Source organism: Caballeronia sp. LZ001 (assembly GCF_031450875.1).
In the GTDB taxonomy this organism is placed as follows: Bacteria; Pseudomonadota; Gammaproteobacteria; order Burkholderiales; family Burkholderiaceae; genus Caballeronia.
The window spans coordinates 286,782-313,035 of record NZ_JARTVX010000003.1 but is presented as its reverse complement, the minus strand read 5'-3'; the positions used below and the strand labels follow the sequence as shown (position 1 = coordinate 313,035).

28 protein-coding genes are annotated in these 26,254 nt (G+C 63.0%); 5 read left to right on the top strand and 23 right to left on the bottom strand.

From position 1 onward, the window contains the following. Positions 1-55 precede the first annotated feature (55 nt). Together P9292_RS05870 and P9292_RS05865 are read right to left on the bottom strand one after the other, a co-directional pair. The gene (locus P9292_RS05870; protein WP_309958319.1) at positions 56-766 is read right to left on the bottom strand and encodes a DUF899 family protein; all 711 of its coding nucleotides are present in this window, start codon (positions 764-766) and stop codon (positions 56-58) included. Between the two features lie 23 nt (positions 767-789). Beyond that, positions 790-1,449: a glutathione S-transferase family protein gene (locus P9292_RS05865; RefSeq protein ID WP_244829969.1), complete on the bottom strand. Its 660-nt coding sequence runs from the start codon at positions 1,447-1,449 to the stop codon at positions 790-792. A 201-nt stretch (positions 1,450-1,650) separates the two neighbouring features. Here P9292_RS05865 and P9292_RS05860 point away from each other — a divergent pair, with 201 nt between their 5' ends. Next, the gene (locus P9292_RS05860) at positions 1,651-2,148 is read left to right on the top strand and encodes a response regulator transcription factor (protein ID WP_250468672.1); all 498 of its coding nucleotides are present in this window, start codon (positions 1,651-1,653) and stop codon (positions 2,146-2,148) included. A 27-nt stretch (positions 2,149-2,175) separates the two neighbouring features. On the opposite strand, the gene P9292_RS05855 is transcribed toward P9292_RS05860, so the two are convergent. Beyond that, entirely contained in the window at positions 2,176-2,508 is a 333-nt protein-coding gene (locus P9292_RS05855) for a hypothetical protein (protein ID WP_309958318.1), read from the bottom strand. Between the two features lie 215 nt (positions 2,509-2,723). On the opposite strand from P9292_RS05855, the gene nudC reads away from it, so the two are divergent. Continuing rightward, a complete protein-coding gene (gene nudC / locus P9292_RS05850; RefSeq protein ID WP_309958317.1) occupies positions 2,724-3,650 on the top strand; it encodes an NAD(+) diphosphatase in 927 nt (308 codons plus the stop codon). Between the two features lie 3 nt (positions 3,651-3,653). On the opposite strand, the gene P9292_RS05845 is transcribed toward nudC, so the two are convergent. The 6 genes from P9292_RS05845 to P9292_RS05820 form a co-directional block, all read right to left on the bottom strand. Further along, a complete protein-coding gene (locus P9292_RS05845; protein WP_309958316.1) occupies positions 3,654-4,388 on the bottom strand; it encodes a ribonuclease activity regulator RraA in 735 nt (244 codons plus the stop codon). 4 nt (positions 4,389-4,392) lie between these two features. Next, a complete protein-coding gene (gene araD / locus P9292_RS05840) occupies positions 4,393-6,147 on the bottom strand; it encodes an L-arabinonate dehydratase (protein WP_309958315.1) in 1,755 nt (584 codons plus the stop codon). A 120-nt stretch (positions 6,148-6,267) separates the two neighbouring features. Further along, the gene (locus tag P9292_RS05835; protein ID WP_244829963.1) at positions 6,268-6,933 is read right to left on the bottom strand and encodes a MarC family protein; all 666 of its coding nucleotides are present in this window, start codon (positions 6,931-6,933) and stop codon (positions 6,268-6,270) included. Positions 6,934-6,939: 6 nt separating this feature from the next. Further along, entirely contained in the window at positions 6,940-7,413 is a 474-nt protein-coding gene (locus P9292_RS05830) for a hypothetical protein (RefSeq protein WP_309958314.1), read from the bottom strand. Between the two features lie 54 nt (positions 7,414-7,467). Further along, on the bottom strand, positions 7,468-7,809 hold the full coding sequence (locus P9292_RS05825; protein WP_309958313.1) for a hypothetical protein: 342 nt from the start codon (positions 7,807-7,809) through the stop codon (positions 7,468-7,470). Between the two features lie 76 nt (positions 7,810-7,885). After that, the gene (locus P9292_RS05820) at positions 7,886-8,656 is read right to left on the bottom strand and encodes a flagellar brake protein (protein ID WP_309958312.1); all 771 of its coding nucleotides are present in this window, start codon (positions 8,654-8,656) and stop codon (positions 7,886-7,888) included. A gap of 277 nt (positions 8,657-8,933) precedes the next feature. Between P9292_RS05820 and P9292_RS05815 the strand changes: the two genes are divergently transcribed. After that, positions 8,934-9,377: a DUF2000 domain-containing protein gene (locus tag P9292_RS05815; protein ID WP_244829959.1), complete on the top strand. Its 444-nt coding sequence runs from the start codon at positions 8,934-8,936 to the stop codon at positions 9,375-9,377. A 12-nt stretch (positions 9,378-9,389) separates the two neighbouring features. Here the strand turns inward: P9292_RS05815 and P9292_RS05810 are convergent, their stop codons facing one another. After that, positions 9,390-10,208 carry an AraC family transcriptional regulator gene (locus tag P9292_RS05810; protein ID WP_309958311.1) on the bottom strand — a complete coding sequence of 273 codons (819 nt, stop codon included), beginning with the start codon at positions 10,206-10,208 and terminating at the stop codon, positions 9,390-9,392. Beyond that, complete coding sequence (locus P9292_RS05805; RefSeq protein WP_309958310.1) at positions 10,205-10,843, bottom strand: TetR/AcrR family transcriptional regulator; 639 nt, start codon at positions 10,841-10,843, stop codon at positions 10,205-10,207. Before P9292_RS05805 ends, P9292_RS05810 begins: the two co-directional genes overlap by 4 nt. Before the next feature lie 159 nt (positions 10,844-11,002). Here P9292_RS05805 and P9292_RS05800 point away from each other — a divergent pair, with 159 nt between their 5' ends. Next, on the top strand, positions 11,003-11,284 hold the full coding sequence (locus P9292_RS05800; RefSeq protein WP_250494233.1) for a hypothetical protein: 282 nt from the start codon (positions 11,003-11,005) through the stop codon (positions 11,282-11,284). 63 nt (positions 11,285-11,347) lie between these two features. Here P9292_RS05800 and P9292_RS05795 read toward each other — a convergent pair whose 3' ends face one another. From P9292_RS05795 to P9292_RS05760, 8 genes are read right to left on the bottom strand one after another with little or no spacing between them, the layout of a single operon-like run. Beyond that, complete coding sequence (locus P9292_RS05795) at positions 11,348-12,628, bottom strand: MSMEG_0569 family flavin-dependent oxidoreductase (RefSeq protein ID WP_309958309.1); 1,281 nt, start codon at positions 12,626-12,628, stop codon at positions 11,348-11,350. Between the two features lie 27 nt (positions 12,629-12,655). Then, positions 12,656-12,940 (bottom strand): MSMEG_0570 family nitrogen starvation response protein, encoded by a 285-nt coding sequence (locus tag P9292_RS05790; RefSeq protein ID WP_244829954.1) that lies wholly within the window; start codon positions 12,938-12,940, stop codon positions 12,656-12,658. An 11-nt stretch (positions 12,941-12,951) separates the two neighbouring features. Then, positions 12,952-14,109 (bottom strand): MSMEG_0565 family glycosyltransferase, encoded by a 1,158-nt coding sequence (locus P9292_RS05785; protein WP_309958308.1) that lies wholly within the window; start codon positions 14,107-14,109, stop codon positions 12,952-12,954. Next, entirely contained in the window at positions 14,106-15,077 is a 972-nt protein-coding gene (locus P9292_RS05780; protein WP_309958307.1) for a sll0787 family AIR synthase-like protein, read from the bottom strand. Before P9292_RS05780 ends, P9292_RS05785 begins: the two co-directional genes overlap by 4 nt. Then, complete coding sequence (locus tag P9292_RS05775) at positions 15,074-15,625, bottom strand: MSMEG_0567/Sll0786 family nitrogen starvation N-acetyltransferase (protein WP_244829951.1); 552 nt, start codon at positions 15,623-15,625, stop codon at positions 15,074-15,076. Before P9292_RS05775 ends, P9292_RS05780 begins: the two co-directional genes overlap by 4 nt. Before the next feature lie 2 nt (positions 15,626-15,627). Beyond that, the gene (locus P9292_RS05770) at positions 15,628-16,698 is read right to left on the bottom strand and encodes an MSMEG_0568 family radical SAM protein (RefSeq protein WP_370652265.1); all 1,071 of its coding nucleotides are present in this window, start codon (positions 16,696-16,698) and stop codon (positions 15,628-15,630) included. Further along, positions 16,691-17,695: a Nit6803 family nitrilase gene (locus P9292_RS05765; RefSeq protein ID WP_244829949.1), complete on the bottom strand. Its 1,005-nt coding sequence runs from the start codon at positions 17,693-17,695 to the stop codon at positions 16,691-16,693. Before P9292_RS05765 ends, P9292_RS05770 begins: the two co-directional genes overlap by 8 nt. A 5-nt stretch (positions 17,696-17,700) precedes the next feature. Next, positions 17,701-18,183, bottom strand: coding sequence for an MSMEG_0572/Sll0783 family nitrogen starvation response protein (locus P9292_RS05760; protein ID WP_244829948.1), 483 nt, complete (start codon positions 18,181-18,183; stop codon positions 17,701-17,703). A gap of 369 nt (positions 18,184-18,552) precedes the next feature. Between P9292_RS05760 and P9292_RS05755 the strand changes: the two genes are divergently transcribed. Then, a complete protein-coding gene (locus P9292_RS05755) occupies positions 18,553-19,944 on the top strand; it encodes a PLP-dependent aminotransferase family protein (protein WP_309958306.1) in 1,392 nt (463 codons plus the stop codon). A gap of 55 nt (positions 19,945-19,999) precedes the next feature. Here P9292_RS05755 and P9292_RS05750 read toward each other — a convergent pair whose 3' ends face one another. The 4 genes from P9292_RS05750 to P9292_RS05735 all read right to left on the bottom strand — a co-directional run bounded on the left by P9292_RS05750 (position 20,000) and on the right by P9292_RS05735 (position 26,218). Beyond that, a complete protein-coding gene (locus P9292_RS05750) occupies positions 20,000-21,295 on the bottom strand; it encodes a tetratricopeptide repeat-containing glycosyltransferase family protein (RefSeq protein ID WP_309958305.1) in 1,296 nt (431 codons plus the stop codon). Next, positions 21,295-21,807 (bottom strand): tetratricopeptide repeat protein, encoded by a 513-nt coding sequence (locus P9292_RS05745; RefSeq protein ID WP_309958304.1) that lies wholly within the window; start codon positions 21,805-21,807, stop codon positions 21,295-21,297. Before P9292_RS05745 ends, P9292_RS05750 begins: the two co-directional genes overlap by 1 nt. Positions 21,808-22,148: 341 nt before the next feature. Further along, complete coding sequence (locus tag P9292_RS05740; RefSeq protein ID WP_309958303.1) at positions 22,149-23,207, bottom strand: hypothetical protein; 1,059 nt, start codon at positions 23,205-23,207, stop codon at positions 22,149-22,151. Between the two features lie 44 nt (positions 23,208-23,251). Next, a complete protein-coding gene (locus tag P9292_RS05735) occupies positions 23,252-26,218 on the bottom strand; it encodes an NfrA family protein (protein ID WP_309958302.1) in 2,967 nt (988 codons plus the stop codon). Between the last annotated feature and the right edge of the window lie 36 nt (positions 26,219-26,254).

Genomic DNA, 26,254 nt, shown 5'->3' with positions numbered 1-26,254 from the left:
CGGCGTGTCGCTGACGCGTAATTGCAGGTGCTTGCAATTGCGATCGTTAAGCACCTTACTTACTCTTCGCCCCATACTCCAGCTTCGGATACCAGTCCGTTCCGCGCCCTTCCGGCGTCATGTCGAGCACGGTCCAGAGCGGCATTGGATCGGGCGCGCCGCGCGGGTCCTCGCCGGGATCGGCCGTGGCGAAATCCATCTCGCCGCTCCAGAAATGGCGAATCACGCCGTCGCGCCGCGTGAAGACATTGATGGCCGGTTCGTCGCCGCCGTCTTTCGAAACGCCGTGATAATCGCGGCTGAAATTGCCATTCGTATCCGAGAACAAGGCAAGATCGCGCCAGCCGCGCTCTTGCTTGAACGCGACCAGCCGTTCGAGCGGCGAGCGCGCGATGACCGCCAGCGCCACGCGCTGTCCAATGTCCGCCGCCTCCCCTTCCCACGCCGATAGCAGCGACGTACACATCGGGCACGGCCGCTTGCGCTCCGGCCCGAACATGTAGCTATACGTGACGAGCGTGTTCTTGTCGCCGAAGAGCCCGTCGATATCGACCGCGCCGCGCTCGCCATCGAAGTGATAATCGCCCTTGACGATACCGCCAGGCGGCAGCGCGCGCCGCATCTCCGCAACCCGCTCGATATGTCGCCTCAATTCGATTTCCTCGGCAAGCAACGCAATACGCGCCTGCCGATACTCCGCGCTTTCGTTCGGAAAAGTCATGGTGGCGCGTTGGGCCAGTTCTGCTGCGGGAACGAGCGTATTCATGTTTCGTCTCCTGTCATGAAGGCTTAATCGCGATCCGGCGCGCCCGGCGGAAAGAACGCGCGATACGGCCGCGCTTCATCCACCGCACGCGCGAACGAAGGCCGCGCTAGCAGACGCTTTCGATACGCGATGACGTTCGCGTACCGTTCATCGATGCGATGCGTCCAGTCCGCGTAAAACAGAAACGGCGCCGCGCCGCAATCGGCGAGAGTGAAGGCATCGCCCGCCGCCCATTCGCGTTTGGCCATCAGGCGGTCGAGCCAGGCGTAGGACGTGTCGAGCATCGCGCGGGCATCGGCGACACCGTGCGGGTCGTGCTCGCCATCCGCGCGCATGCAATCGAACACGATCTTCTGCTGCGGCGTGGACACGTAGTTGTCAAAGAAGCGGTCGAGAAAGCGCACTTCCAGTGCGGCGCGCGGATCTTCCGGAATCAAGCGCACCGGGCCGGGATGAAACAACCCGAGATACTCGATGATCACGCTTGCCTCGATCACGGAACGGCCGTTGTCGACGAGCACGGGAAAGCGCTTTATCGGCCACAACTCCGTCAGTTCCCGCATCGCCTCGGGCGTTTGCGGCGAAAGCGCGCGCCATTCGAACGGCGTCGCGTTCTCGTACAGCGCGGTCAGCACCTTCTGACAATACGAGGAAAACGGATGCGCGTACAGAATCAGACTCATCGACAAACCTCCTGTAATGAGCCGAAAGAAGCAAAAAACCGTCGCGACTTTGGCCCTTATCTGCACGACGCGCGGCCACGTTGAAAATCGACAGCGGATCATGCGGAATTAAAAAAATTTTGTTGTGCGATGCAGCGCTGACGTGCCGTCCTTTGTTAAGGTGCGAGACCCGAAGCACCAGCGAAACCCGCGAAACTCTGCATGACGCCCATCTATAAGATAAATATCGTGATAGCGGACGACCAGCCCGTCGTGCTGCTGGGCCTGCAAAGTTGGTTCGAGGCGCGCGGGCGTTATCGGGTGGCGGCAACGGCGCGCAACGCCGCGCAGTTGTTCACGAAGCTCGAAAGGACGGGCGGCGATCTCATCGTGATGGATTGTGCGTTCGAAGGCGCGCCAGGCGGCGAGTTTCCGCTGCTGCGCATGGTGCGCGAGCGTTTCCCCGATGTACCCGTGGTTGCTTTTACGCAGGAAACCGAGCCGAGTACGCTCTTCGCGATGCAAGAGGCGGGCGCGGCGGGTATCGTCAGCAAGTGCGACGAGTTGCGCGAAATGGAGCGCGTTTGTCAGCGCGCGTTGTCAGGGGCAACGGGCATTGTTTCCCGCCGTATCGCGGCGTACTGCAACACCGCGCGCAGCTTCGATATCAATCCGTCGTATCGCGACGTGCGCGTGTCCGTCAAAACAGTCGCAAGTTGAACGCGGGGCGCGTGCCCCGCGCCATTGCTAGACCTTCTGTTTGTCCAGTTCCACCAGCGCGCGCCTGGGGTATCCGACTTCCTTGCCGTCATCGAAACCCTTCTCGTACGCGCGCTGATCGAGCGCCCTGAAAAGCGGTTCGAGCTCGTCGACCTGTGTGCGGATCAACTGCATCAAAGGCTTGATGAGCGCGGCGGACACGACGCCCGCGTCCTCTCCTGGCCGCTTCGCGCCGCATACCACCTGGATCATCGCGCGCAACGTCTGCGCGCGCTGCACGCAGTAGTCGGCAAGCGGCATGCCGTGCGTGATGACGGGCTGCCCTTTCTCGTCGATCGACACGGATATGTTTGGCTCCATGAGTCTTCCCCTTTCAGTTGAGTTGGAGCTGAACTCTAGGAGTCTGGGCTTGGCGGCCGCCACGGGATAAATCCTAAATCCGCGCGATAACTGTAAGCCTGCCGTCAAGCAATTGCCCATCAGCAAGAACCCGCCAACTTCGCTACGATGTTCGACTGAACGAATATCCCCAGTCCGCGCGGATGACACGCATCCCGCTCATCGATAAAAACACCATGCCCACGCCGCCCCACGCCATCGGTTTCACGCTTGCTCCGCTCGACCGCGTCTCTGAAAAGCGCGACGACGACAGCTTCGTCGCCGGTCTGCGCGATCAGACGTCCACGCGCTTTCTGCTCTTCGTGAACGATGTGCCGCTCTTCAAGCGCGCGCACGGTCACGATCCTTTGTTCGATGCAGACGAAGCCGCGAAATTCGGCGCGTCGCTGCAAACCGTGCTGCTCGGTCGCGAAGCGGATGGCCGAGCGCTCTTCGCGCACGCGCTCGAAGGCAGCGCCGAGAGTATTGCGAATGCGCTCGACGCGTCGCCCGTCGAAGCGGTGGAGTTGCGGCCCATCGCAATGCAAGGTCTTGTCGAACCGTCGCTCGTCAGTGCGCTCGGCGAAGCGCGTTCGATGCTCGACTGGCATCGGCGGCACCGCTTTTGCGCGAACTGCGGCCACGCCACGGATGCCGCCGGCGCGGGCTGGCGACGCCTTTGTCCGAATTGCCACGCACAGCATTTTCCGCGCGTCGATCCGGTCGTCATCATGCTCGTCACCGATGGCGAGCGCTGCCTGCTCGGGCGGCAAAAGCAGTTCGCGCCCGGCATGTACTCGGCGCTCGCGGGCTTCGTCGAGCCGGGCGAGACGTTCGAGCATGCGGTGTACCGGGAAGTGCTGGAGGAAGCGGGCATCCGCTCGGCCGACGTGCGCTACTACGCTTCGCAACCGTGGCCGTTTCCATCGTCGCTGATGATCGGCTGCTTCGCACGCGCGGTCGAAACCGACATCACGATCGACTACAACGAGCTCGAAGATGCGCGCTGGTTCTCACGCGAGGAAGTAGCGTCGATGCTCGATGGCTCCCACGCGCAAGGCTTGTCCGCGCCGAAGCCGTTTGCCATCGCGCATCATTTGCTGAAGGCGTTCGCGGAAGAATAGCGATCAGCCGCGTGTCTTGCGCCATTGCGCGTAGGCGGCGAGCGTTTCTTCGTTCGGCGGATACGTGCCGCGCAAGATCGCGCCGTCCGCCACGCGCTTCGCGATGAACTCTTCCAGCAACTCCTGCTCGGCCGCGTCCCTTGCGACCTCGGACGCCATGTGACGCGGCACGATGACGACGCCATCCACGTCGCCGACGACGATATCGCCCGGATACACCGCCACGCCGCCGCATGCAATCGGCACGTTCATATCGACCGCGTGATGCTTCGCGAGATTGAGCGGCGCGCTCGCGCCCGCGCAGAACAACGGCAAGCCGATATCGCCTATCGTGCCGCTGTCGCGCACGCAACCGTCCGAGACCATGCCCGCGACGCCGCGCACCTTGAGACGCGTGGTCAATATCGATCCCGTCGACGCCACCGTGCGGTCGCCGCGGCAATCCTGCACGAGCACGCTGCCAGGCGGCGCCGTTTCGACGGCCTTGCGCTGCGGATGATCGGGGTCCTGAAACACGCCGACGTGATCGATATCCTCACGCGCCGGAATATTGCGCAACGTGAACGCGGGGCCGACGAGGTTCGGCGCACCATTAGCGGGCTTGACGAGCGGCGCGACGCCTTGCAGAAACACGTTGCGCAAGCCGCGCTTGAAAAGCTGCGTGGTGAGCGTCGCGGTGCTGACGTGGCGCAGTTGCTCGATGGTTTCGTCGGCGATGTCGATGTCTTGAATGGTCATGGTGTCAGTGAATTTCCGGATCGTCGTGCGATTTCATTTCAGCAGAGTCATCGGCCAAGGGTTCTTCGAGAAAGTCGAAGTCGCAACCCTTGTTCGCCTGGGTGACGTGCAGTTGATGCATCACGCCAAAGCCGCGCTCGAACGGGCGTTTCGGCTTGACCCACGCCGCCTTGCGCGCGGCGAGTTCCGCGTCGCTTACGTCGAGATGAAGCTTGCGCGCGTGCACGTCGAGTTCGATGACATCGCCATCCTCGACCAGCGCAAGCGGTCCGCCGACGAACGATTCCGGCGCCACGTGCAGCACGCACGCGCCGTAGCTCGTGCCGCTCATGCGCGCATCCGAGATGCGCACCATGTCGCGCACGCCTTGCTTGAGGAGCTTTTGCGGAATCGGCAACTGGCCCCACTCCGGCATGCCGGGCGCGCCGACCGGTCCTGCGTGCTGCAGCACGATCACGGAATCGGCGGTGATGTCGAGTGCTTCATCGTCGATGCGCGCGGCCATGTCGGCGTAATCCCTGAACACGATCGCCGGGCCGCGATGCCGCAACAGATGCGCTTCCATCGCAGCCGGCTTGATGACGGCGCCATCGGGCGCGAGATTGCCGGTTAGCACGGCGAGGCCATCGTTCGGCACGAGCGGGTTGCTTCGCCGGCGAATGACGTCATCGTCGAAAATTTCGGCACCCTGAATATTTTCGCCGAGGGTCGCGGCATTGACAGTTAGTTGCGAACCATCGATTAGATCGCCGAGTTCCGCGAGCAGCGCGCGCAGGCCGCCTGCATAGAAGAAGTCCTCCATCAGATATTTGCCGGCCGGACGCAGATTCGCGATGACGGGCGTGATGCGCGACAACTCATCGAAACGCGCGGTCGTGAGCGGCACGCCCGCGCGGCGCGCGACGGCCACGAGATGCACGATGGCGTTGGTCGAACCGGACATCGCGAGCACGGTGGTGATGGCGTTATCGAACGACTTCGGCGTGAGGATGTCGAGCGGCTTGAGATCGGTCCACACCATTTCGACGATGCGTTGCCCCGTTAGCGATGCGAACTGCGCGTGCCGCGAATCCACCGCGGGGATCGAAGCGAAGCCCGGCAGCGTGAGGCCGAGCGCTTCGGCGGCGCTCGTCATGGTCGAGGCGGTGCCCATCGTCATGCAATGGCCCGGCGAGCGCGCAATGCCGCTCTCCACGCCCTTCCACTCGTCTTCCGTGATCTTGCCCGCACGCAGTTCGGCCCAGTACTTCCACGTGTCCGACCCGCTGCCGAGCGTGCGGCCGTTCCAGTTGCCGCGCAGCATCGGGCCGGCGGGCAGGAAGATGGAAGGCAGATTCATGCTGATCGCGCCCATCAGCAGGCCAGGCGTGGTCTTGTCGCAGCCGCCCATGAGCACGCAGCCATCGAACGGATATGACCGCAGCAGTTCCTCGACTTCCATCGCGAGAAAATTGCGGTAGAGCATGGTCGTCGGCTTCTGGAACGGCTCGGCGAGCGTCATCACCGGCATTTCGACGGGAAAGCCGCCCGCCTGCCAGACGCCGCGCTTCACTTCCTCGACGCGCTGCTTGAAGTGCGTGTGGCACGAATTGATCTCGCTCCATGTATTCACAATGGCGATGACCGGCTTGCCCATGTAATCGGACGAGTGATAGCCCATCTGCGCCGTGCGCGAACGGTGACCGAAGGAGCGCAGGTCGTTCACGCCGTACCAGCGGTGGCTGCGCAACTGTTCGGGCGTCTTGCGGGATGAGGTCAAACCGTGTCTCCTTAAGCGGCCGAATCGTCGTCCGGTCTTTCAGTGCGATGGTATCGCTACCATTGAATCGAACCGCATCCTAGCGCTCGCATCGAAGACGCGTCGCCTAGGGTTTACGATTCATTTGATACTGAGCCGCACCGACGCAATGAGATCGGAGAGCCCGAGCCAGAGAATCTGCACGCCGATGCAGAAGATGACGAACGCGAAAAGCCGCATGGCGACCTGCGTGCCGACCGTGCCGAGCAGCCGTTCCAGATGCCCGGCAAAGCGCACGCACAAGTAGATGCTCGCGCACACGAGCACGAGACCGACGATCACGCCGATCAGATGCACCGGCTGCAACCCTTCACGCGGCGACCCGGTTCCGAGCGCGATGGCGACAGCGATGGCACCCGGTCCGACGGTGATCGGCAAGGTCAGCGGATAGAACGCCTTGGCGCGCAGCGAAGCACCGCTACGCGGCGTGGGCGCGGGTTCGGTCGTTGTGTCGTCGTCGGGCGCCTGGAGCAATCCCCACCCCGCCATGGCCACGACGATACCGCCCGCCACGCGCAGCACCGGAATGGAGATGCCGAAGAAGTTGAGCACATAAGCACCGACCAGCAGCGACACGACCAGGATGGCGAAGCTGTTGATGCAGATGCGCCGCGCGAGTTCGCTGCGTTCGGCATCGGCCAGATGCGGCAGCATGCTCAGCACGACGAGTGCGACCGCGGGCGGATTGATGATCGGAAATAGGCCCGCGACGATCACGAGCACGGTCTTCGCGAACTCCGTGAACATGTCCGCTCACTCCAAATTGAACGCCGTGATCCGAACGTCCGAGTCCTTGCAGGCATCGTCACGGCACACGCCGCTGAACCAGATTTCGCCGTCGCCGATCATCGCGCCTTGATCGCGCACGAAGAGCTTGGCGTATTGCTGATGCGCGACGGTATCGACGAGTTCTGGCGTGAAGATACCCGCGTAGGCCGCCACGAACTCGCGCTTGTTACGCAGCAAGGCGTTGTCGCCATTGCTGTTGCGATGCACCGCGATCGGATAGTGGATCATGCCCGCGACCGTGTTCTTGTCGCCGGCCGCGACGGCCTGTTTGAGCTTGTCGAAGAACGCGCGGTATGTCTCGTGGGCGCCGAAGAGCGTGTCGATGCGGGCATCGACATCCTGATCGGTCTGCGCGTTGGCCGCCGGTGGCAGCGCGCCGCACAACGCGGCGGCGGCGCAGCAAGCGCTCAGGAAACGGAACATCGATCGAAGCGGCATGCAAAGGCACTCCGTGTCAAAAGAAACCGCGAAGCATCGCGCCAGGCGTCGCACTCAGGCGAGCGGCGCGCCGAGAATCAACAGCCATTCGGTCAGAAACGAGCCCAGCCCCACGCCGATCAGCACGCGCGCGAGGATCGTCCAGAAGCGGTTATCGACATTGCCGGAACAACGCCACGCCACCGCGCACCACGCCAGATAGAGTACCGAACCCGCCGCGAATAACGCGAGCGTGCCGGGCCAGAACCAGATGGTGAGCAACAGGAACGTTTCGGGAGCGAGGCCGCTCGACAGAAGGTAGAGATAGAGCGCCCACCATGCGAGATGCAAGGGCAGACCCAGTAGCCACAAGACTTTCCAGAAGCGTTCTTCTCCGCGCCAGGCTCTGGGCAACATAGTCAACATGCGTCGTCTTAACTGCTGGAATGAGGCCCGAATTCTACTCCACGCGCCTCGTTTCCTCTGTCCGCGCTCACGCCGACAGGCTGCGCCGCTTCGCCTCGATGCGCGTGATGAGTCGCTGCAACACGCTTTCCGCCGAGCCCGAAAGCCGCGTGAAGCGAAAGCCGACGACATAGCGCACGTCGCCACGCGGCGTCGTGATACTGCGTGGCGAGACGAGCGCGAGATCCACCGAAAGCGAGCCGCCCGCACCGAGGTTCAAAAGGACATCGGTGAAGAGCGTGCCGATCTCCGTTTCCGCGAGGCGCGGCGTATCCATGCGCAGCGCGACGCCGCCAAGCGAAATGTCGTGCACTTCGCAGTGGAACGGGTCACCGTCCGGATAAGTGCCCTTGGCGAAGAAGGGATCGAGAATGGGCGCCGGCACGCGGAAGTACTCGCGGCGCTGCACGTGATAGACGGCTTCCGGGAACGATACTTCGAACGCTTGTCGTCCCTCGAAGCTCACCGCTTGCGCCGGGCCCGTCGTGAACTCGACGCGTACGCCTTCCGGCGCGCCCTTGAAGTACAACTGCGGCGCTGCAAGCAACGCGCGATTGTCCGACTCCACGCCGCCCCAGTCGAACACGATGCGCCCTTCGCGCGGGTCCACTTCCAGCAGTTGCGTGACGATCTGGCCTTGCGCGCTCGCCACTGTCAGCATGTCGCGCCGCTGCAGGAGCGAACGCAGACAAATGCCCATTTCGGAAGGCGTACGGCGGGCAAAGCGCGCGTAGTCTTCCGCGAGTTGTTCGATGTCGGTAATGGGCGGGGCAGTCTGCGACTGCGTTTCAGCGAGCATGGCGGTCGGGTCGATTGAGGTTTCCAGCAGGAGCGACGAACAATGCGAGCTACGTCTCGAATATGCGCAGTTTGCACGAAAAGCAAACGCTTCATAACGCGGGTTACGACTAGGTTTTCGTGTTATTTCAGCGTTTTGCTCGGCAGGAAAGGGTTCGAGGCTTTCAGAATGCCTGCGCCGACGCGCCAGCGTTGCAACATGCGTGCAACAGGATTCAAGACGACAAGCCGCCAGCGCTTTCACAATGGGTCACTTCGAACCGAAACGGACAGCCCTTATGACGAGCGCATCACCAGAACAACATGAACCAAGCGCGCGGCCGCAACGCTGCGTGATCGTGGTGGATAGCGAACTGCCACCCGGCCGGGCGGCGAACGCGGCGGCGGTGCTGGCGCTGACGGTGGGGCAGCGGCATCCGTCGCTCGTCGGCGCGCCGCTCGTCGATGCCTCTGGGCACGCGCATCCGGGGCTGATTCCCATCGGCATTGCAGTGCTGGCGGCAGATCAGGACACGTTATCGGCGTTGCGCGCGAAGGCCGCGGCCGCATCGTGCGATGTCGTGACGTTTCCCGTGCAAGGCCAGCAAACGACCGACTACGACGCCTTCCGCGATGCCGTCGCCAGCGTGGAAACCGAGGCCTTGCGCTATGTCGGTCTCGCGCTGATCGGCGACAAGAAGCCCGTCAGCAAAGCGGTCGCGAATCTCGGCCTGCTTAAATAAACTTGCTTCGATTCAACGCGTCGCCGTCTTGTAAACGCCTGGCGTGACACCAAGCATGCGGCGGAAAGTGCGCGTGAGATGCGCCTGATCCGCGAAACCGGTCGCGGCCGCGATATCGCTCAACGCGCCGCCATCGCGGATCAACGCCATGGCGACGCGCACGCGCGCCTGCCGCTGATACTCGTGCGGCGTCATGCCGGTTTCACGACTGAAGGCGCGAAATAAGCGATAGGGCGGCAAATTCGCCGCCTCCGCGATATCTTCCAGATGCACCTGCTCGCCCAGACGTTCGTCGATAAACCCGCGCGCGGCCGCCACGGCGCGCGGTTCGCGCGGCGCTTTTGCGTCCTTCGTGCGATCCGTCATATGCCGGCCGGTGAGACGCGCCGCGAACTGCAAATACCGCTCGTCGCGATACAGCGACGGTCCCTGCTCTTCCGATGACCGGTGCACATCGTGAAGCGCCGCGCACAATGCCGGATCGCGAATGATCGGGCCGATCAGCCCTCCGCCGCGCAAACGTTCGTCGCCCGCGAGCGCACGCAGATGCGCGACATCGACATAGAGTGTGCGCTGCGTCCAGCCGGCTTCGTCGACGGGCCAGCCCGCGTGCGGTTCATCGGCGTCGATGGCGTAGAGGTCGCCACGTCGCGCCACGAACTCCGTGCCGCGCATGCGGATGCGGATGGCGCCGCCCGTCAGCAGCGCGAAACAGGCTGTGTCGTGCGCATGGACGTCGTAGGAGAAATCGGCAAAGCGGCCGCGCAGCAGTTCCGCGCCGAGTTCCGGCGCGCGCCAGATGTGCGTGTCGGCCTTGAGCGGCGCTTTCATTTCGATTCGAACGGCAAGCTCGCGATGAACTGATCGATCGCGGCGTACAGCGCGTTGCGACGCACGCCATCCTGCGCCTCGATGGACAAGCCCGCGAAGAGCATCATGCAAAGCGCAGCGAGCGCATGGATGTCCGCGTTGGCATGGAGTTCGCCGTGTTTGCGCGCATCGTTGAGCCGCGCGGCGATGGCGCTTGCCACCTGACGGCGAATCTTGCGCAACTCGTCGCGCAACTCGCCGTGCTCCGGCGCCACCGACATGCCGCCCAGAAAGATCATGCAGCCGCGTGGCCCCGTCCCGCTCGTGAAAAGCTCGATGCTCGTGCGGAACATGGCGCGCAAACCGTCGCGCGCGGACTCGTGCGCGCGCAACTGGCGCACCGCCGCGCCACCTTCCGCGGCGGAATAGAGCGCGATCGCCTCGCGGTACAAGTCTTCCTTGCTGCCGAACGCGGCATAAAGGCTCGGCGAGTTGATGCCCATGGCATCCACGAGATCGGCCATCGAACAGGTGTCGAAACCCTTGGCCCAGAACACTTCCATCGCGCGCCTGAGGGCGGCGTCGCGGTCGAAGGCGCGCGGTCGGCCACGCGTCTTGTGAACCGTCTCCAAGACTTCATCTCGATGCAGCGTCATGTCGTCTCCATTTTTATGAACGACGTGGCACGCGATTGGTGCGTTCCATGGAATTCTGAATTCTGTGTTGATCGTAACAAAATATCTGGACCTTTGCACGGACCAGTGTTTTAATATGTGTGTCGATCATTACACAATTCAGTTTTCTGGAGCATTAACATGAAATCATCTATTACCGCCCTGGCCGCCGCGTTCGTTCTAGCCACGCCGCTGGCTTCGTTTGCCCAAACCGCCGCGCCTGTCGTGTCGCAAGCGAGTCCGGTTTATTCGGTGTTCGTGGATCAACCCACGGGCTACACGTTCGTGAAGATGCCGGCCGGCTGGAAGTTCGTCGGCGCCGTATCGGCGGAAGACACGCAGCATCTGCCTGCCACCGTGCTGACGTCCGGCGCCATGCCCGCCGACTATGCACAGCTCAATAGCGCTGCATCGGTGAAGTAAATGTGTGGCCAAGGCCCGCTTCGTTGTTCGTTTTAGCGCGGGCCGTTTCACTCGCGTCGAGCATCAGGCGCACGCGATCAATATCTGATCGACCGTGGCGGCCCGTTCGGCACAGATCGCATCGACGATAAATTGCGCGTCGCGCGCGACGCCCGAAAAGCGGCCCGAGCCCCATGTATGCAACCACGGCAAACCCACGAAGTAGATGCCGGGCGTGGCTGTCACGCCGCGCCGGTGCGTCGGGTAGCCGCGTCCGTTGAAGACTGGCGCATCGAGCCAGCTGAAGTCCGGCGTGAAGCCGATGCACCACACCACCGACGTGATCCCGCTGTCCGTCAACGCAAGCTCGGTGCGCTCGTCTTGCGGCTGCCACACGGGTTCGTAGCGTTCGCCTGCGGGCGCGTCGATGCCATGCTTGTCGATGAAGCCATCGATACTCATGTTGATGCGGTTGTAGATATCGTCGGCTTCGTCGAGATTCGCGCGCAGGTTGGGCGCAAAACGCAGCTTGCCATCGCGGAGATCCTGCAGCCGCCCGAACAATTCCATGCCTTCCTGTGCAAAGCGGCGCAGGTCGATATCGCGGCCGCCGTCGCGGCCCGTCACGTAGTGATTGGTGTTGTCGCGCACGCCTTCGCGCAACGGATGATCCGTCACGGGCATTTCGTAGTAGCGCATGTCCGCGAGCCAGTCGACCACGTCGCGTCCGCGATAAAACCGCGCGCAACGCGGCGCTTCGCCCACGGCGAGATGCACCTTGCGTCCCGAGAGATGCAAGTCCTCCGCGATCTGCGCGCCCGACTGGCCCGATCCGACGACGAGCACCGCGCCCGGTGGCAACTGATCCGCATTGCGATATTCCGACGACTGCACCTGCGCGATCTCCTGCGGCAAGCGTTCGGCCATGCGCGGGACGATAGGCGTGTGATAGCCGCCCGATGCCACCACGATCTGATCCGCCGTGAACTCGCCCTGCGTGGTCTTCACGGCATAGCGGCCCGCTGCATCACGTTGCACGCGTAACACGGCGGTCTGCTCGAGCACGGGTGCATTGACCTTCGCGATGAAGCCATCGAGATAGTCGATGATCTCATCCTTCTTCATGAAGCCATGCGGGTCCGCGCCGGTGTACGGGTAGCCCGGCAACGCGCATTGCCAGTTCGGCGTGACGAGGCAGAAGGTATCCCAGCGCTGCGTGCGCCAGGTATGCGTGACGGTCGCTTTCTCGATCACGAGATGATCGATGTTCGCCTGCTGCAGAAAGTAGCTGACCGACAGCCCGGCCTGCCCGCCGCCAACGACGATCACGCTGTAGTGCGTCTCTGTGGAAGTGACGTTCGACATGTTCCGATTCCCTTTGATCCAAGGACTTCAATCGAGCGCGAGCACGGTGACGAGCGCGCCGGGTCTTGCATCGAAGCGGCCCGCGTCGGCTTCGATCTGCGCGAGTTGATCCATCGCGGCCGAGCACGCGAAGCCGTACTTCTCGCGCACGCGCTCGGAGCCTATCGTCAGCGCCTCGCGTGAGCGCGCGACGAAGTCATCGACGGGATAGGTGCTGCCCGGTGTGAAGAATTCGCCGACGACCGTGGACGGCGAATAACAGTTCGCTTCGACGCCATCGGGCCAGCGAATTCGAAAGTGCATGACAGGCATGGTGGCGTCCTTTAGACGGTCGTGAGCGGCAGGCTTTGCAGCCACTTGCCGTAGATGTCGAGATGATGCGCAGCGCTCGCCTGCCATGTGTAACGGTCGAGCAAGGCCGGCACGGCTTGATCGAAATCGATGTCGTGTGCACCGTCCATTGCTTTTGCAAGCGCCTTGGCAATCGAAGCGGCGTCATGTGGATCGGTAAAGATGCAGGTTCGATCGTCGAGATAGTCGGTGAAGGGTTCGATATGCGAGACCATGACGGGTTTGGCGCTCGCCAGCGCTTCGAGTACGACCAGGCCGAAGCCTTCGCGTAGCGAGATCATGGAGACGACATCGGCGATGCTGAACAGCGCGGGCATCTGATCGTCGGGCAAGGGACCGGTAAGGATCACTTGCGTGTGATCGAGGCGGAGCTCGGCTGCACGCGCAAGAAAGCGGCGCGTGTAGGCGTCGTGGTCGAGCAGGCTCGCGCCGCCGGCAAGCACCAGTTGCGCCGATGGCCGTTGCGCACGCAGCAGCGCAAACGCTTCGAGCAGCATGAGCGTGTTCTTGCGCGCCTCTATGCCGCCCACAGCCAGCACGACCGGCCCCGCGCCTATCGCGAAGCGCTTGCGCAACTCGTCGCGCTGTCGGTCCGCGCGCGCCGCATAACGCATTCTGTCGATGCCGTTTCTCACCGTGCGCGCATGCACGCCATGCATGTCGTACATCGTGCGCGTCCATGCATCGCTGACGCAGAGCACGGCGTCGGCGTCTTGCCACGCGCGACGTTGCCAGTGCGAAAGACGCGCATCGTCGAAATTGTCGAGATGATGAACGGTACGCACGAATCCCTTGATGCAGCCTTCCGCTTTCAGCTCGGCAAGCGCATTGCCGCCAATGCTGTCTTGCGCATGGAGAACATCGAAGCTCTCCGCGCCTTCTTCGATCAGCGCATGTTTCAGCGCGCGGATGCGCTCATTGACCATTGCGACGAGACCATCGCGCGTTCCGGCCACGCGCGCCAGCACCACGCGGCACGGCGAAGCGCGGAACATGGATTCGCCTTCACGCGCGGGCGCAAAGATCGTCACGAGGTGGCCGCTTTCGTGGAGCGCACGCGCGAGTTCGAGGCTATGCACGACACCCCCGCGCGGATTCACCGAATGCGTGAGCAAGCCTATGCGCATCATGTCGCGCTCCTCGCGCAAATGAAGCCTTCTTCGCGCAGATTCCATAACAGCGCGCTTTCCCCGCCACGTTCGACGACCACTTCGCGCGACGCATCCACCGAGCCGATCGCGGCGCACGCCAGCGAACGGGCTTCGAAACGCGCGCGCACGGCATCGACATGTTCGGGGCGCACCGACAGCACGAAGCCGAAGCTCGGAAAGGCGGTGAGCCAGCGTTCGAGGTCGGCGTCAGCGGGACGCGGGATGGCATCGAGATCGATACGAGCGCCCGCCTTCGAACATTCGAGCAGCATGAGCGCGGTGCCGAGCGCGCCCGCCATGCTGATGTCCTTGGCTGCATCGCAGAGTCCGTCTTCGGCGAGCGCGGGCAGTATCTCGAAGTCGTCGCGCGCACGGCCTTGCGGCGCATCGGTCGACGCATTCCAGAACGGATACGGGTCTTCATACTTGCCGCGCAGATCGACGGCCATGAGAAGCGCGTCGCCGGGTCGTGCATCGAAACTCGTCAAGAGCTTGCGGGCGCGGCCGAGAATGGCCACCGCGAGTTGCGCGCCGTCGCTCTGCACGTTGCTATGTCCGCCGACGACAGGCACGCCGTACGTCGCCGATGCAGCCGTCATGCCCGCGAGCACTTCGGAGGCGTCCTCGATGTTCGCGTTCCATAACGCATCGACTACGGCGAGCGGGCGGCCGCCCATCGCGTAGATATCGCTCACGTTGACCATGACCGCGCTATAGCCCGCGAACCACGGCATGGCGCGCACGAAGTCACTGACCATGCCTTCGATGGCGAAGAGCAGAAAGCCGTCGCCATCGCGAATGGCCGCGCAGTCGTCGCCGATTGCAACCGCTTGCGAAAGATCGATACGGTTGTCGGGCAAGCGGCTCACGACATCCGCGATATCGCGCTTGTGGCGAAAGCCGCGGCTCTCGCGCAAACGCTCGACCAGTGCGGACAACGTGCTCATGACGGCTTGCGGGCCAGCGCGACGAAGCCGCTTTGCGGCGTGACGCACGGCGGATACGCATCGAGTTGCGCCTGCATCAGATGATGCGGGCGCCCGAAAATGGCTTCCTCCTTGAGCGAATCCCAGCGCAGGCGCGCAAAGAGCGGCGCGTTCTGCGACTGCACGTGCGCGAGAAACGTCTCGCAGCCCAACGCATGCGCGCTCGATACCGCAAGCCGGATCAAGGTCGCGCCGATCTTCGCGTGCGAGCGAAACGCAGCGTGCACGGCAAGGCGCGAGCCGAACCACACGCCGGGCTCTTCCTCGTGGATGCGCACCGTGCCGACGACCTGTTCCGGCATGCCCGCCACGCAACTCAGCGCGACGAGCAGTTGCGCGCGTTCGTCGATAGCGTCGCGGTCATCGCCGATGAATATCCCTTGCTCCATGCAGAACACCGCGCGCCGCAGCTTGTAGGCTTCGCTCGCTTCCCACGACAGCGTCGCCCACTTCACGCGATATTCGACCGGCGAGTAATCGAGATCGGGCACATCGGCTTCGACGAACATGATCACACCTCGTACGATGAAAGCGACGAACACGCGCCGCACTTGCCGCAGCCGGCCTTGATATCGGTCGAGCGCATCTGTGCTTCGGCGAGCATCGAGCCGATGGGCGCCAGCACCGAACGCATGAATTCCGGCTCCGGCGCGGGATGGTCTTCGAGCGGCGTGCCGCTGATCGGCACGAACGGCACGACGAACGGATACACGCCGAGCGCAATCAACTCGCGCGACATGTCGATGATCGACTGCGCGCTATCGCCGAGGCCGGCGAGAATATACGTGCTGACCTGTCCGCGTCCGAAGACGGCGACGGCTGCCTTGAACGCTTCCATGTAACGCGACATCGGGACGCTGGCCTTGCCCGGCATGATGCGATCGCGCACGGCGGGCGTCACCGCTTCGAGATGCATGCCGAGCGTATCGATGCCGCTTGCCTTCATGCGCTCGAACCAGCGGTCGTCATCGGGCGGTTCGCACTGCGCCTGAATCGGCAGATCGACGGCGGCCTTGATGGCGAACGCGCTGTCGCACAGCACTTTTGCGCCGCGATCCGGCGTGGGCGGCGTGCCGGTCGTGAGGACCATATGCTTCACGCCATCGAGCAGAACCGCCGCGCGCGCCACTTCGGCAAGTTGCTCGGGCGTCTTGTGCGCGATGGTGCGCCCCGCCGCGAGCGATTGCCCGATCGCGCAGAACTTGCACGACTTGCGGCGGCTTTCATAGCGGATGCAGGTTTGCAGCACCGTCGTCGCGAGCACGTCCTTGCTGTGCAAGGTGGCGATGTGCGAGTACGGCACGCCGTCGAGCGTCTGCATCGCATAGAAACGCGGCGCTTTCGGGAAGCTGATGCTCGCGATAGGGATCGCATTGCGCATCAACGCGCTCGTGCCGTTCGCGTCCGCTTCGCCCGCGACGAAGGGCGAGTTCCACGCGGTGCTCGTATGCACGGGCACCATGATCGTCACGCCATCGACGGTGACGGCCTTGTGATCCGATGGCCCCGCGCCGCCGCGCCGGCTCGAAACGCCAGCGCGCGGATCGACGAGCCGCAGGCCCGCCGACTGAAGCTCAGTCATCAATTGCCGGCTCGACGCTGGCAGGTTCTCTCTGGCGCTCATCGTATGAGGCTCCGGTGAATGGCATGACGGGCATGGCGGGACGGTCGTTGATCGCAAGACTCAGCAACTCGGGTCGCGCGTAATGGCCGACCGAATCCATCATGCGTTTGCGCTTGGTGATGAGCGACATGTCCAAATCGGCGATGACCATGCCCTCGCCTTCGCGCAATGGCTCGACCACGTGCTGGCCTTCGGGCGAAACGATCGCGGTGTTGCAGCCGCCACGCAGCGCGCGCTGCAGATTCGGATCGGGCGTGATGGCTTCGATCTGCGCCTCGGTGAGCCAGCCCGTCGCGTTGACGACGAAGCAGCCGGACTCCAGCGCGTGATGACGGATCGTCACTTCGATCTGATCCGCGAAGATCGGCCCGACGAGCGAACCGGGAAACTGACTGCAGTGGATCTCTTCGTGCTGGGTCATCAACGCATAGCGCGCGAGCGGGTTGTAGTGCTCCCAGCAAGCAAGCGCACCGACACGTCCAATGCTCGTATCCACGACCTTGAGACCCGCTGCATCGCCCTGTCCCCAGACCATGCGTTCGTGATACGTCGGCGTGATCTTGCGGCGCTTGAGCAACAGCTTGCCGTCGGTATCGAAGATGAGTTGCGCGTTATAGAGGCTGCCGTGATCGCGTTCGTTCACGCCGAGCACGACCACGATATTGCCGAGCCGCGCGCGTTCGGCGACTGCATGCGTGACAGGTCCCGGCACCACGACCGCCTGTTCGTAGAGCTTCATGTGATCGGCGCCCATGGCAACCGGCGCGCGCACGAACGAGAAGTACGGGTAGTACGGCACGAAGGTTTCGGGGAACACGATCAACTGCACGCCTTTCGCGGCGGCTTCGTCGATAGCCGTGCACACCTTATCGAGCGTGCCGTCGGGCCGCTCGAAGTCGGGCGTGATCTGCACGGCCGCCGCGCGGACGATGCGTTTTGCGCTCTGTGCGGCCATGATCGTCAGACGGTCCACGTATGGATGATGAGCGCGTTATCCTTGCGATGGAGTAGCTGGATGTCGAGGACATCGAGCGGACTGATCGGCCGGATGCCTTCGATCAACGACGCTTCGCCGTGCCCATACAGCGCTTGCAACGCGAAGCGGCATGCATAGACCTTGCCGCCTTCGGCCATGAACTTCTGTAGTTGCTTGTTGAAGTTGAGATGACCGGGGAAGGCTTCGTCGCCAAGCGTGGGGAAGCCGCGTTGCAGACCGAGCGTGACGCCGGGGCCGTAGAGCAGCACGGAAGTATCGAAACCCTTGCGTTGCAGACGCGTCGCCTGCAGCAGATTCACGAAGCCGATCGAGCCTTCGAACGCGACCGTATGAAACGTGACGAGCGCTTTTTCGCCGGGCTCGGCTTTGACATCCTCGAAGACCTTCTCTTCGTAGTCGACCAGATAATCGCCGTTCTTGTGAAGCGGTTGCGTGACTGCGGGCATGGCATTCTCCGATGGTGGTGTCTGATATGGCGCGCATCGAGTTGTCGCGACGGCGAGCCTACAAACGCAACGGATATGCCAATGATTGGCCCGCGAAATGCAATCACTTCGCGATCAATAAAAAGCGCTGCGGCGATGCGCGCCGAAAAAATTTTCGCGCGCCATGATGGGTAACGCTTCGCGACGTTTTGTCGATGCAATCAATGAAGATCGCGCGCACGAATTCGGCGCAGACACGCATGGCGCTGGTGCGCGCAACACCGAAGCCGTGCATCGATGCGATCAATGCAATCAACTTGCCCAGGTTATGCGATCTTTTTTGATGCGGCATGCTTGGCTGATCGGATGCACACAAGGGAGATCGCGCCTATGAATCAGCCCGCGCATCACTGGATCAGGAAGCTCGAAGAGAGCCGCAAGCCTGCTTATCTGACGATTCCCGATCTCATCGAGGAAGATCTCGCGAGCGGCCGCTTGCGTCCGCGCGATCGTCTGCCGGGACTGCGCGATCTCGCCGATGTCCTGAATCTCAACTACACGACCGTGGCGCGCGCTTATGCGGAAGCACGCAAACGCGGCTTGCTGGATCTGCGCGCGGGCAGCGGCACCTTCGTGCGCGGCCGAACGCAGACCTTGCCGCTGGCGGGCGGCAGCAGCGTCGAGATGTCGATGAACATGCCGCCCGAGCCGCCCGGGTTGACGGCGCGCTTGCGGGCATCGGCGGCCAGTCTGATGCAGAGTGCGGACCCGTGGCAGTTGTTGCGCTATCAGGACTTCGGCGGGACGGCGGCGGATCGCGCGGCGGGCCGTGCGTGGTTGCGCATGCGACTGCCCGATTGCGAGGACGATACGGTGCTCGTCTGTCCCGGCATTCATAGCGCGTTGGTGGCGCTTGTTTCGCAGCTTGCGCGACCGGGCGAGACGATCTGTCTCGATGCGCTGGCGTATCCTGGCATCAAGGCTATCGCATCGCAACTCGGGGTTCGCTTGCAGGCGTTGCCGCGCGACGACGAGGGGCCGCTGCCGCATGCGTTCGAAGCGCTTTGCAAGACGGAGAAGCCAGGCGGCTTCTACTGCAATCCGACCTTGCAGAACCCAAGTACGTTGACCATCAGCGCGCAACGACGCGAGGCATTGGCGGATGTCGCCATGCGCTATAACGTGCCGATCATCGAGGATGAACCGTACGGCATGTTGCCGCTCGATGCGCCCGCGCCGCTTGCCGCGCTCGCGCCCGAGCTGACGTATCACGTCACGGGCTTATCGAAGACCTTCGGTGCGGGCTTGCGCGTGGCGTTTCTCAAGGCGCCGACGCCACGGCAGACGCAGCGTATCGCTGGCGCGTTGCGCGCGACGACGGTGATGCCGAGCCCATATACGGTGCTGCTGGCGACGCACTGGATCAACGACGGCACCGCCGCCGACGTGCTCGATGCCATGCGCGAGGAATCGATCGCGCGGCAGGCGATTGCGGCGCAGGTGTTGCGCGACTTTCCGTTTAGCGCGCATCCGCATGGCTTTCATCTCTGGTTGCCCGTGCCCGACTTGTGTGACTGGAGCGCTTCGGAATTGGCGTTGCAGTTGCGTAATCAGGGGATCGGAGCCGTTGCGGGCGCGGCGTTTTCAACGGATGGCAATCCGCCTAATGCGTTGCGCTTGTGTCTGGGTGGACCGCAGAATCGCGAGGATTGCAGGGAGGCTTTGAAGCGGGTGGCCGATATGCTGGCCGATCCGCATCATTTGCATATGCCGATGCTTTGAGGGGTGTTGACGAAGCCACGCATATGAGCCGCCCCCATGGCGCAGGGCTTGTCGATCAGGTCGTGACCGAAGCCATTGCGAGCTTGATCAGACTGTCTCGGACGCGCTCTATCACTTCATCCCAATCGCCACGCCGCTTCTGCCGAAACAACCGCGCAGACGGATACCAGGGCGAGTCTTCGCGATCATCGAGCCAACGCCAGTCACCCGAGAATCGATTCAATATCCATACCGGCTTTCCAAGCGCACCTGTTAGATGGGCGACGGATGTATCGACGCTGATCACCAGATCCAACTGCTCGATGATGCACGCCGTATCGACCAAGTCGTTGGCGTCGTTCATCAAGTCGATGACTTCGCCATGCGGTGAAACCTCGGCAAGCTGCGTTCGGGGTTTGCCGTGCTGCAAGCTGAAGAAAGTCACGCTGGGGTTACCCAGCAGCGGAAGGAGGTTCCGAAAGTGTAGCGATCGCAAAGCATCGAGTTTCGTTTGATCGGGACCGCTCCTGAAATTGCCAAGCGCGGGCGAACCCGCCCAGGTAAGCCCAACTTTCAAGGATCGTCGCGCACTCAACCCGCTCATGCGCTTGGCCCAAGCTTCGAGACGCTCACTTGGCAGCTTAACGTACGGCGCCCGCCAAGGAATGTTGTGTAGCGTCATATGCATGAGCCCCGGAACACTCATCGAGAAGCACCAGCGGTCGTAATCGGCTGCGCCGGGTTGCACACTGCTATCGATGATGGAATCGATACCTTCGACGCCCTGAAACAATGCGAAAAGCCCGTGATTACAGGCCACTGTCAATCGAGCGACGCCCGCCGTTTTGAGCAGCGGCATGAAACGCACGAACTGAATTGCATCACCGAGGCCCTGCTCGAAAACAACTAGTAAAGACTTGTCCTGAAGGGACTCGCCTTGCCACGCGACAATCGACACCGCCCTTGCCTTCCGTTCTATCAAGCCAAAAGTGGCGTAGTCAAACGAGTCGGAGTTCCTTTCTTCGAAAAATTCCCACCCTTCTTCATATCGACCCATTCTCAACAGCAGGATGCCAAGGCCAAACTTAGCCCCCGCACTCTGCGGACGCAGGGCAATCGCCTCGCGCAACCAGGTTTCCGCCTCCTGTAGTCGGTTGAAATCGGTGAGCAAGGCACTCAGATTTAGACGAGCTTCGAACGATTCGGGTTGCAGAGATATCGCTCGGCGAAGGCACAGTTCGGCTTCGGCCCACTCGCCACGCCGCTGCTGCACAAGCGCTACCCCGCAATGCCCAAAGCCGTTAGTTGGATCGAGAGCCGAAACTTGCCGGTACGAAGCAAGAGCTTCATCGTCTCGGCCGGCGTTGAACATCACGTCCCGAGTAGGCAGTGTGCCTCGGTCGCCGTCGGGCGAATCTCGATAGCTCGTCTGCTTATCTCTTCAGCCTCTGTGAGACGGCCACTCGATCGCGCTATTGCTCCAAGACTGATATGTGCGTCGAAATGTTGCGGCTGAAGGGCGATGGCGTCGTGAAAAGCAATTTCAGCGAGATCGGCACGACCACTATCTCGCAATATGCAGCCGAGCACATGACTTGCCATTGCAAAGCCAGGGCGAAGTGTCAACGCGCGGCGAACCAGCGGCTCAGCGTCGGCAAAACGTTTGAGCTGGAACAGGACGGCGCCGAGATTGAGCGCGATATCCGCCGAATCGGGTCGAAGTTCAATGGCCCTGCGTAATATGACTTCTGATTCCGCCAAACGCCCGACCTGCATGAGAAAGACGCAGAAGTTGTTATGTGCGGCAGGAGAATCTGGACGTAAGGCTAGTGCTTCTCGAAACGCCTTTTCGGTTTGCGTTACCGTTGCATCTTGCGTACTCATTTTTGAATCCATCTATACGTTGCAGGCCTTCTATTTCCGCGCCATTGCAAATGGGATAAGTCCACGCGGCTGATCCTTCTTTCTTTTTGTAACGACGACTTCCTTAGTTGTGGTTTCACTGATTTGAAACGCTAAGGTAGTCCGTCACGAAACTTATGGATCAGTCGCTGAGTCGTTCATACCAGACGTAATAATTCAAAGCCTCTGCGACGTGGCGGCAGCGGGCTATCCAATAGGTCATAAAAGATAAAGAATTGCCTGGATTGATTTGCGCGTTACTCGCGATTTGACGCCTACCACCTACAAAGCGGAACCATAAACACAAAATATTCAAAAAATCTCTATCGCGCCCCATAGCTCCTAACAGAATACGCCTGCATCAATCCCTGTACGAGCTCGTTCGACACATAATGCGGCCCATCGAAAAGATAGGTTTTATATCCGCGATAAGCATCGATCTGCGGCTTCAATTCATCGACCGTTGCGGAGCGAAATCCGCCACCGACATTCGGTCGAAACGCCTCCGCGATTATTCTCACGCGATGGCGCCCCAGGCGCGCCGCAAGCTGATCCGCATATTGCCGCGCCACTCGCGGCTCGCGCGCATAGACGCCGCATCCATCCTGCAAGAGCACACCGACATCGCGCGGCAGCCAGCCATCGAGCCATTCGGCGATCGCATTCCCACCCACGTTCGCGCGATCGTAGACGCTGATCCAGAGCGGCCGGGGCAACGCATCGAGCAAGGTGCGCAGCGCGCTCGCATCCTGCCAGGTCGGATCGATCTCGACGGGAAAGTAGTAGCCCGTCACGTGCACCGGCAAGACGACATCCGCCAGACGCATCGACTCGATGGAAAGCTGCGCCGCATTCGCACGCGCCACCGCTTCGCTGAAACGTCCCGACAAGCCGATGATCACATCGCGTGCCCAAGGCTCACGTCCAATGCGCTCCCAGTCCGGCATGCGCGGCGCCGGCCGAAAGCCCGCGCCGGGCACGAAGGAGATGCCATCGACCGCCGTCCATTGGACGATCAGTTCGTGCGCGCCGAGCTTGTCCCAGTCGCCGTGCGGATCGTAAAACGTGTTGTCCGGCTGCCAGACGATGCCTGAGACGATGCGCGGCGGTTGCGCCGGCGCCGCGCTCGCGAAGCATATCGATGCGAACACGCACGCCGTCGTCATCACACGGATAACGGCGCGTGAAGTCCGCGCGGGAAACGCGCTTGCGGTTGCATCTGCCTGCGAGCCCAATCCAGGCGACTGATCGACGCCGCCGCCCGCACTTAAACGCGACGAAGCAAGCGACCGAGCGCCGCGCACACGGCGCCCCGCGAACAACGAAGCGCGTAATAGCCGTGCAAACGCATGACCCGCGAACATGTCATAAACCTCGTACATGCAAGACCTGCACTGCATCGAATCCATCGGCAGCATGAGCGCCATCAGTACGAGAATACCGCACCGAAGAACACGCCCTTCGCGCGATCGTCGCCCGCCACGCGCACGCGATATTGCACCGATATATCGACGAACGAGCGCGTCGTATCGTAACCATCGCCACGGAACCAGTAACGCGCCGCCACGCCCGCGCCGATGCCCACCGGCACGCTGCGATCGATTGCAGAATCGTAGTCCACGCCGACCACCGCATGCGGAAACACGGTGAGGCGCGGGCTGATCGAATCGATACGATACGTGCGTCCGAGCCGCGCGTTCGCGGTCGCATACGTCGACGGATTCACAAGGTAATGGCCCGCCTCGCCGTAGAACGTGCCGGTCCACCAACTCGGAACGTCGAGGCGGCGCGTGTCCCCGAAACCGGTCGAATGGGCCGCGCGCGCGAGCCAGTCGGAGCGCACGTCCGAGCCTATCGGCAAGATCTTTTCGATGGCGAAGATCGCATTCACCGATGCAAACGGCTTCACGCGCGCACCCAACGCGGCCTGCAACGTCGATGCCCCCGACGGTCCGCTACCCTGCACGCCGAAGTTCTCGTAACCGCGCGCATAGACTTCGAACATGCGGTCGCCGAGGCTGCCGAACGGGCGCCAGTACGCCTCCGCGCCCGCTTGCCAGTTGCTCGACAGGCCGGGCGTCGGGTTGAACGCAAAGCCCTGCTGCGCGCCGCTGCCGCGATAGTTCACGTTCATGCTGAAGCCCCAGTCGCGGGTGGCTTCGGCGTGGGCCGCGCGCGCGTCGTACACGGCTTGCGGCGGGAGCGCGTCGTCTGCGTGAGGCGCGCTCGCGGTGCGATCCATCGCGCGTTCGAGATAGCGCGCGCCTTCCTCGTTGCGATGCATCGAAAGCGCGGCATAACCCGCATCGGCTTGCGCGCCCGGTGACAATGTCCCGCTTCGTTCAGCGCGTGCAAAACGGTCCAGCGCAAGCTGCCGCTCGCCCGCCCGCGACGCGATGAAGGCCGCCTGCAGGTCGCTCATCGAATCGAGCAGATTGGCGTCGATGGCCGCGCGCGCTTCCTTCGATGCCTCGCGCGTTTTTCCCGCCGCCGCGAGCGCATCGATCAGCGCGATGCGCAATTGCGGATCGTCGGGTACGGCGGCGATCGCATCGCGCCAGTGGTCGATGGCCTCGCCATGCTCGCCATCGCGTTCGGCCAAGCGTGCGGCGCGCGTGTCGGCGAGCGCGGGGTCGTGGGCGTAGACATCGCACGATGCGCCGTAGCGGTCTTCGCGGCAATCGAAGGTCGGCCGCGCACGCGGGTCGATGTCGTTCTGCGCGGCGGCGGCCATTTGCAGCATCGTCTTTGCGCGCTGACGGCGTAAAGCGATGGCGGCGTCGGCATCGTCGAGCGCGGCGGCGTTTCGTTGCGATACGGACGGCAGCGCGTCGAGCGCGGCTTGCGGACGGTTCTGCGCGAGCCGCACATCGGCGATGATCGTGCGTGCGACACGGGCATCGCGGTATCGACGTTCGGCTGCGGAAGCGGCTTCGCCGCTCGTCGAGGCCACGTCATTCGTGGCTTGGTTGCCGCGCGACTGCGTTACGCCCGCAATCGACGGATTGGCGCGGCGCGCATCGGCTTCGTCGAACGTCACGTTTTCGCCGGAAGCGGCGGCTTCGGCGCGGCGCGCGTCGCCTTCGGCGATCAACACGCGTTCCAGTTCGATGCCCGTGGGGTCGGCGCGCATGGCGCTGCCTTGCGTGTCGGCGTTCACGTTTGCATCCGTAGCTTCGCTGCCGCGTGGTCGATGGCGCACTGCCGCCGAATCAGCGAGCATCGCGCTGCTCGGGTCTGAAGGGTCGGCGCTTGTCTTTGCACTGGCAGCGTCACTCCGGCGCGGATTCCGCAATGCCGGGGAAGCAACGCTCATCGTGCCGCCTTCGTTCTCATCATCCGCCTGCGCCCCAACGTTCGCCCGCGTATCCCCCGCCTGCGACAACGACTCCGGCGCCACCGCCAACGCGTGCGCGAAATCCGCGTCCGCATTCGCGCCGCGCGCCGCACGCGCATACCCGCGCAAGGTCCACCAGAGCGCGTCGTTGCGATCGATCGCGATGCAATCGCTCGCCGCCGCTTCCACGCCCGCCAGATCGCCACGCGCGAAGAGGGTTTCGAGCAACTGCGTGCGAAACTCCATCCGCGACGGCGCGAACGCCACCGCCTTGCGCGCATGGCTTTCCGCTTCGACGAGATCGCCATTCGCACGCGCCGCATACGCCGCCTTCGATTCCACCGGCGCCAGCCGATCGCCGATATAACGCCGCCGCGTGCGCAATTCGTTGTTCTCGCCGAAGCGACGCGCGGCATCGTCGGCGGCGGCGTAGGCGGCGGGATCGTCGCCGGAAGCGGCGAGCGAATCGACGAGCAGATAGCGCAAGCGCTCGACTTGCGGCGCGAGACGCACGGCTTCACGGCTCTCGCGCACGGCCGCCGCGTAATCCTTCTTGCCGAAATCGCGATACGCCGCGCGCGCGGCCACGAGCGCCGGACCTTGCAGATCGCCGGCGCCGCCGCCGCCCGGATGCCCTTCGCCACCGCCCGCGATCGACGTATCGATCTGCCGGCGGCGCGAGATCAATGCGGGCACGGGTCCGAATTGCGCGATCGCATCGGACAGTTCGTGGCTCGCTTCTTTCAGACGGCCACGCGCCGCCAGCGAATTGGTCAGCAGCACGCGCAAACCCACGACATCCGGCCGCTGCCGAATCGCCTCGCGCGCCGACGCGGTGGCATCGGCATATCGATGTTCGCCGAACGCCGCGTAAGCGTCGCGCGCAATGCGATACGGCGCGCCGCTCAATTGCAAGGGCAAGGTTTCATCGGCGTGTGCGTGACCGCTCGCGCACATCATCGCGGCGGTCCAGAACATGACGCGAGCGACGCGGGATGTCGCGCGCGTTGCCGGCGGCGTCATCCGGCGCGCGTTCGGCCCCTGACGATCGGGCATCGTTCCGGTGTGCAATCGAGCCTTATGCTTTCTCGC

Coding starts and splice junctions, on each gene's coding strand:
- P9292_RS05775 (WP_244829951.1), bottom strand. CDS start 15,625: ATGTTCGTCGAAGCCGATGTGCCCGATCTCGATTACTCGCCGGTCGAA.
- P9292_RS05805 (WP_309958310.1), bottom strand. CDS start 10,843: ATGACGCTGCATCGAGATGAAGTCTTGGAGACGGTTCACAAGACGCGT.
- P9292_RS05825 (WP_309958313.1), bottom strand. CDS start 7,809: ATGTTGCCCAGAGCCTGGCGCGGAGAAGAACGCTTCTGGAAAGTCTTG.
- P9292_RS05780 (WP_309958307.1), bottom strand. CDS start 15,077: ATGAGCACGTTGTCCGCACTGGTCGAGCGTTTGCGCGAGAGCCGCGGC.
- P9292_RS05855 (WP_309958318.1), bottom strand. CDS start 2,508: ATGGAGCCAAACATATCCGTGTCGATCGACGAGAAAGGGCAGCCCGTC.
- P9292_RS05845 (WP_309958316.1), bottom strand. CDS start 4,388: ATGACCATTCAAGACATCGACATCGCCGACGAAACCATCGAGCAACTG.
- P9292_RS05800 (WP_250494233.1), top strand. CDS start 11,003: ATGAAATCATCTATTACCGCCCTGGCCGCCGCGTTCGTTCTAGCCACG.
- P9292_RS05770 (WP_370652265.1), bottom strand. CDS start 16,698: ATGACTGAGCTTCAGTCGGCGGGCCTGCGGCTCGTCGATCCGCGCGCT.
- P9292_RS05835 (WP_244829963.1), bottom strand. CDS start 6,933: ATGTTCACGGAGTTCGCGAAGACCGTGCTCGTGATCGTCGCGGGCCTA.
- P9292_RS05795 (WP_309958309.1), bottom strand. CDS start 12,628: ATGTCGAACGTCACTTCCACAGAGACGCACTACAGCGTGATCGTCGTT.
- P9292_RS05790 (WP_244829954.1), bottom strand. CDS start 12,940: ATGCCTGTCATGCACTTTCGAATTCGCTGGCCCGATGGCGTCGAAGCG.
- P9292_RS05860 (WP_250468672.1), top strand. CDS start 1,651: ATGACGCCCATCTATAAGATAAATATCGTGATAGCGGACGACCAGCCC.
- P9292_RS05745 (WP_309958304.1), bottom strand. CDS start 21,807: ATGAGTACGCAAGATGCAACGGTAACGCAAACCGAAAAGGCGTTTCGA.
- P9292_RS05785 (WP_309958308.1), bottom strand. CDS start 14,109: ATGATGCGCATAGGCTTGCTCACGCATTCGGTGAATCCGCGCGGGGGT.
- P9292_RS05820 (WP_309958312.1), bottom strand. CDS start 8,656: ATGCTCGCTGAAACGCAGTCGCAGACTGCCCCGCCCATTACCGACATC.
- P9292_RS05815 (WP_244829959.1), top strand. CDS start 8,934: ATGACGAGCGCATCACCAGAACAACATGAACCAAGCGCGCGGCCGCAA.
- P9292_RS05760 (WP_244829948.1), bottom strand. CDS start 18,183: ATGCCCGCAGTCACGCAACCGCTTCACAAGAACGGCGATTATCTGGTC.
- P9292_RS05740 (WP_309958303.1), bottom strand. CDS start 23,207: ATGTACGAGGTTTATGACATGTTCGCGGGTCATGCGTTTGCACGGCTA.
- P9292_RS05865 (WP_244829969.1), bottom strand. CDS start 1,449: ATGAGTCTGATTCTGTACGCGCATCCGTTTTCCTCGTATTGTCAGAAG.
- P9292_RS05870 (WP_309958319.1), bottom strand. CDS start 766: ATGAATACGCTCGTTCCCGCAGCAGAACTGGCCCAACGCGCCACCATG.
- nudC (WP_309958317.1), top strand. CDS start 2,724: ATGCCCACGCCGCCCCACGCCATCGGTTTCACGCTTGCTCCGCTCGAC.
- P9292_RS05810 (WP_309958311.1), bottom strand. CDS start 10,208: ATGAAAGCGCCGCTCAAGGCCGACACGCACATCTGGCGCGCGCCGGAA.
- P9292_RS05735 (WP_309958302.1), bottom strand. CDS start 26,218: ATGCCCGATCGTCAGGGGCCGAACGCGCGCCGGATGACGCCGCCGGCA.
- P9292_RS05750 (WP_309958305.1), bottom strand. CDS start 21,295: ATGTTCAACGCCGGCCGAGACGATGAAGCTCTTGCTTCGTACCGGCAA.
- P9292_RS05765 (WP_244829949.1), bottom strand. CDS start 17,695: ATGGCCGCACAGAGCGCAAAACGCATCGTCCGCGCGGCGGCCGTGCAG.
- P9292_RS05830 (WP_309958314.1), bottom strand. CDS start 7,413: ATGCCGCTTCGATCGATGTTCCGTTTCCTGAGCGCTTGCTGCGCCGCC.
- P9292_RS05755 (WP_309958306.1), top strand. CDS start 18,553: ATGAATCAGCCCGCGCATCACTGGATCAGGAAGCTCGAAGAGAGCCGC.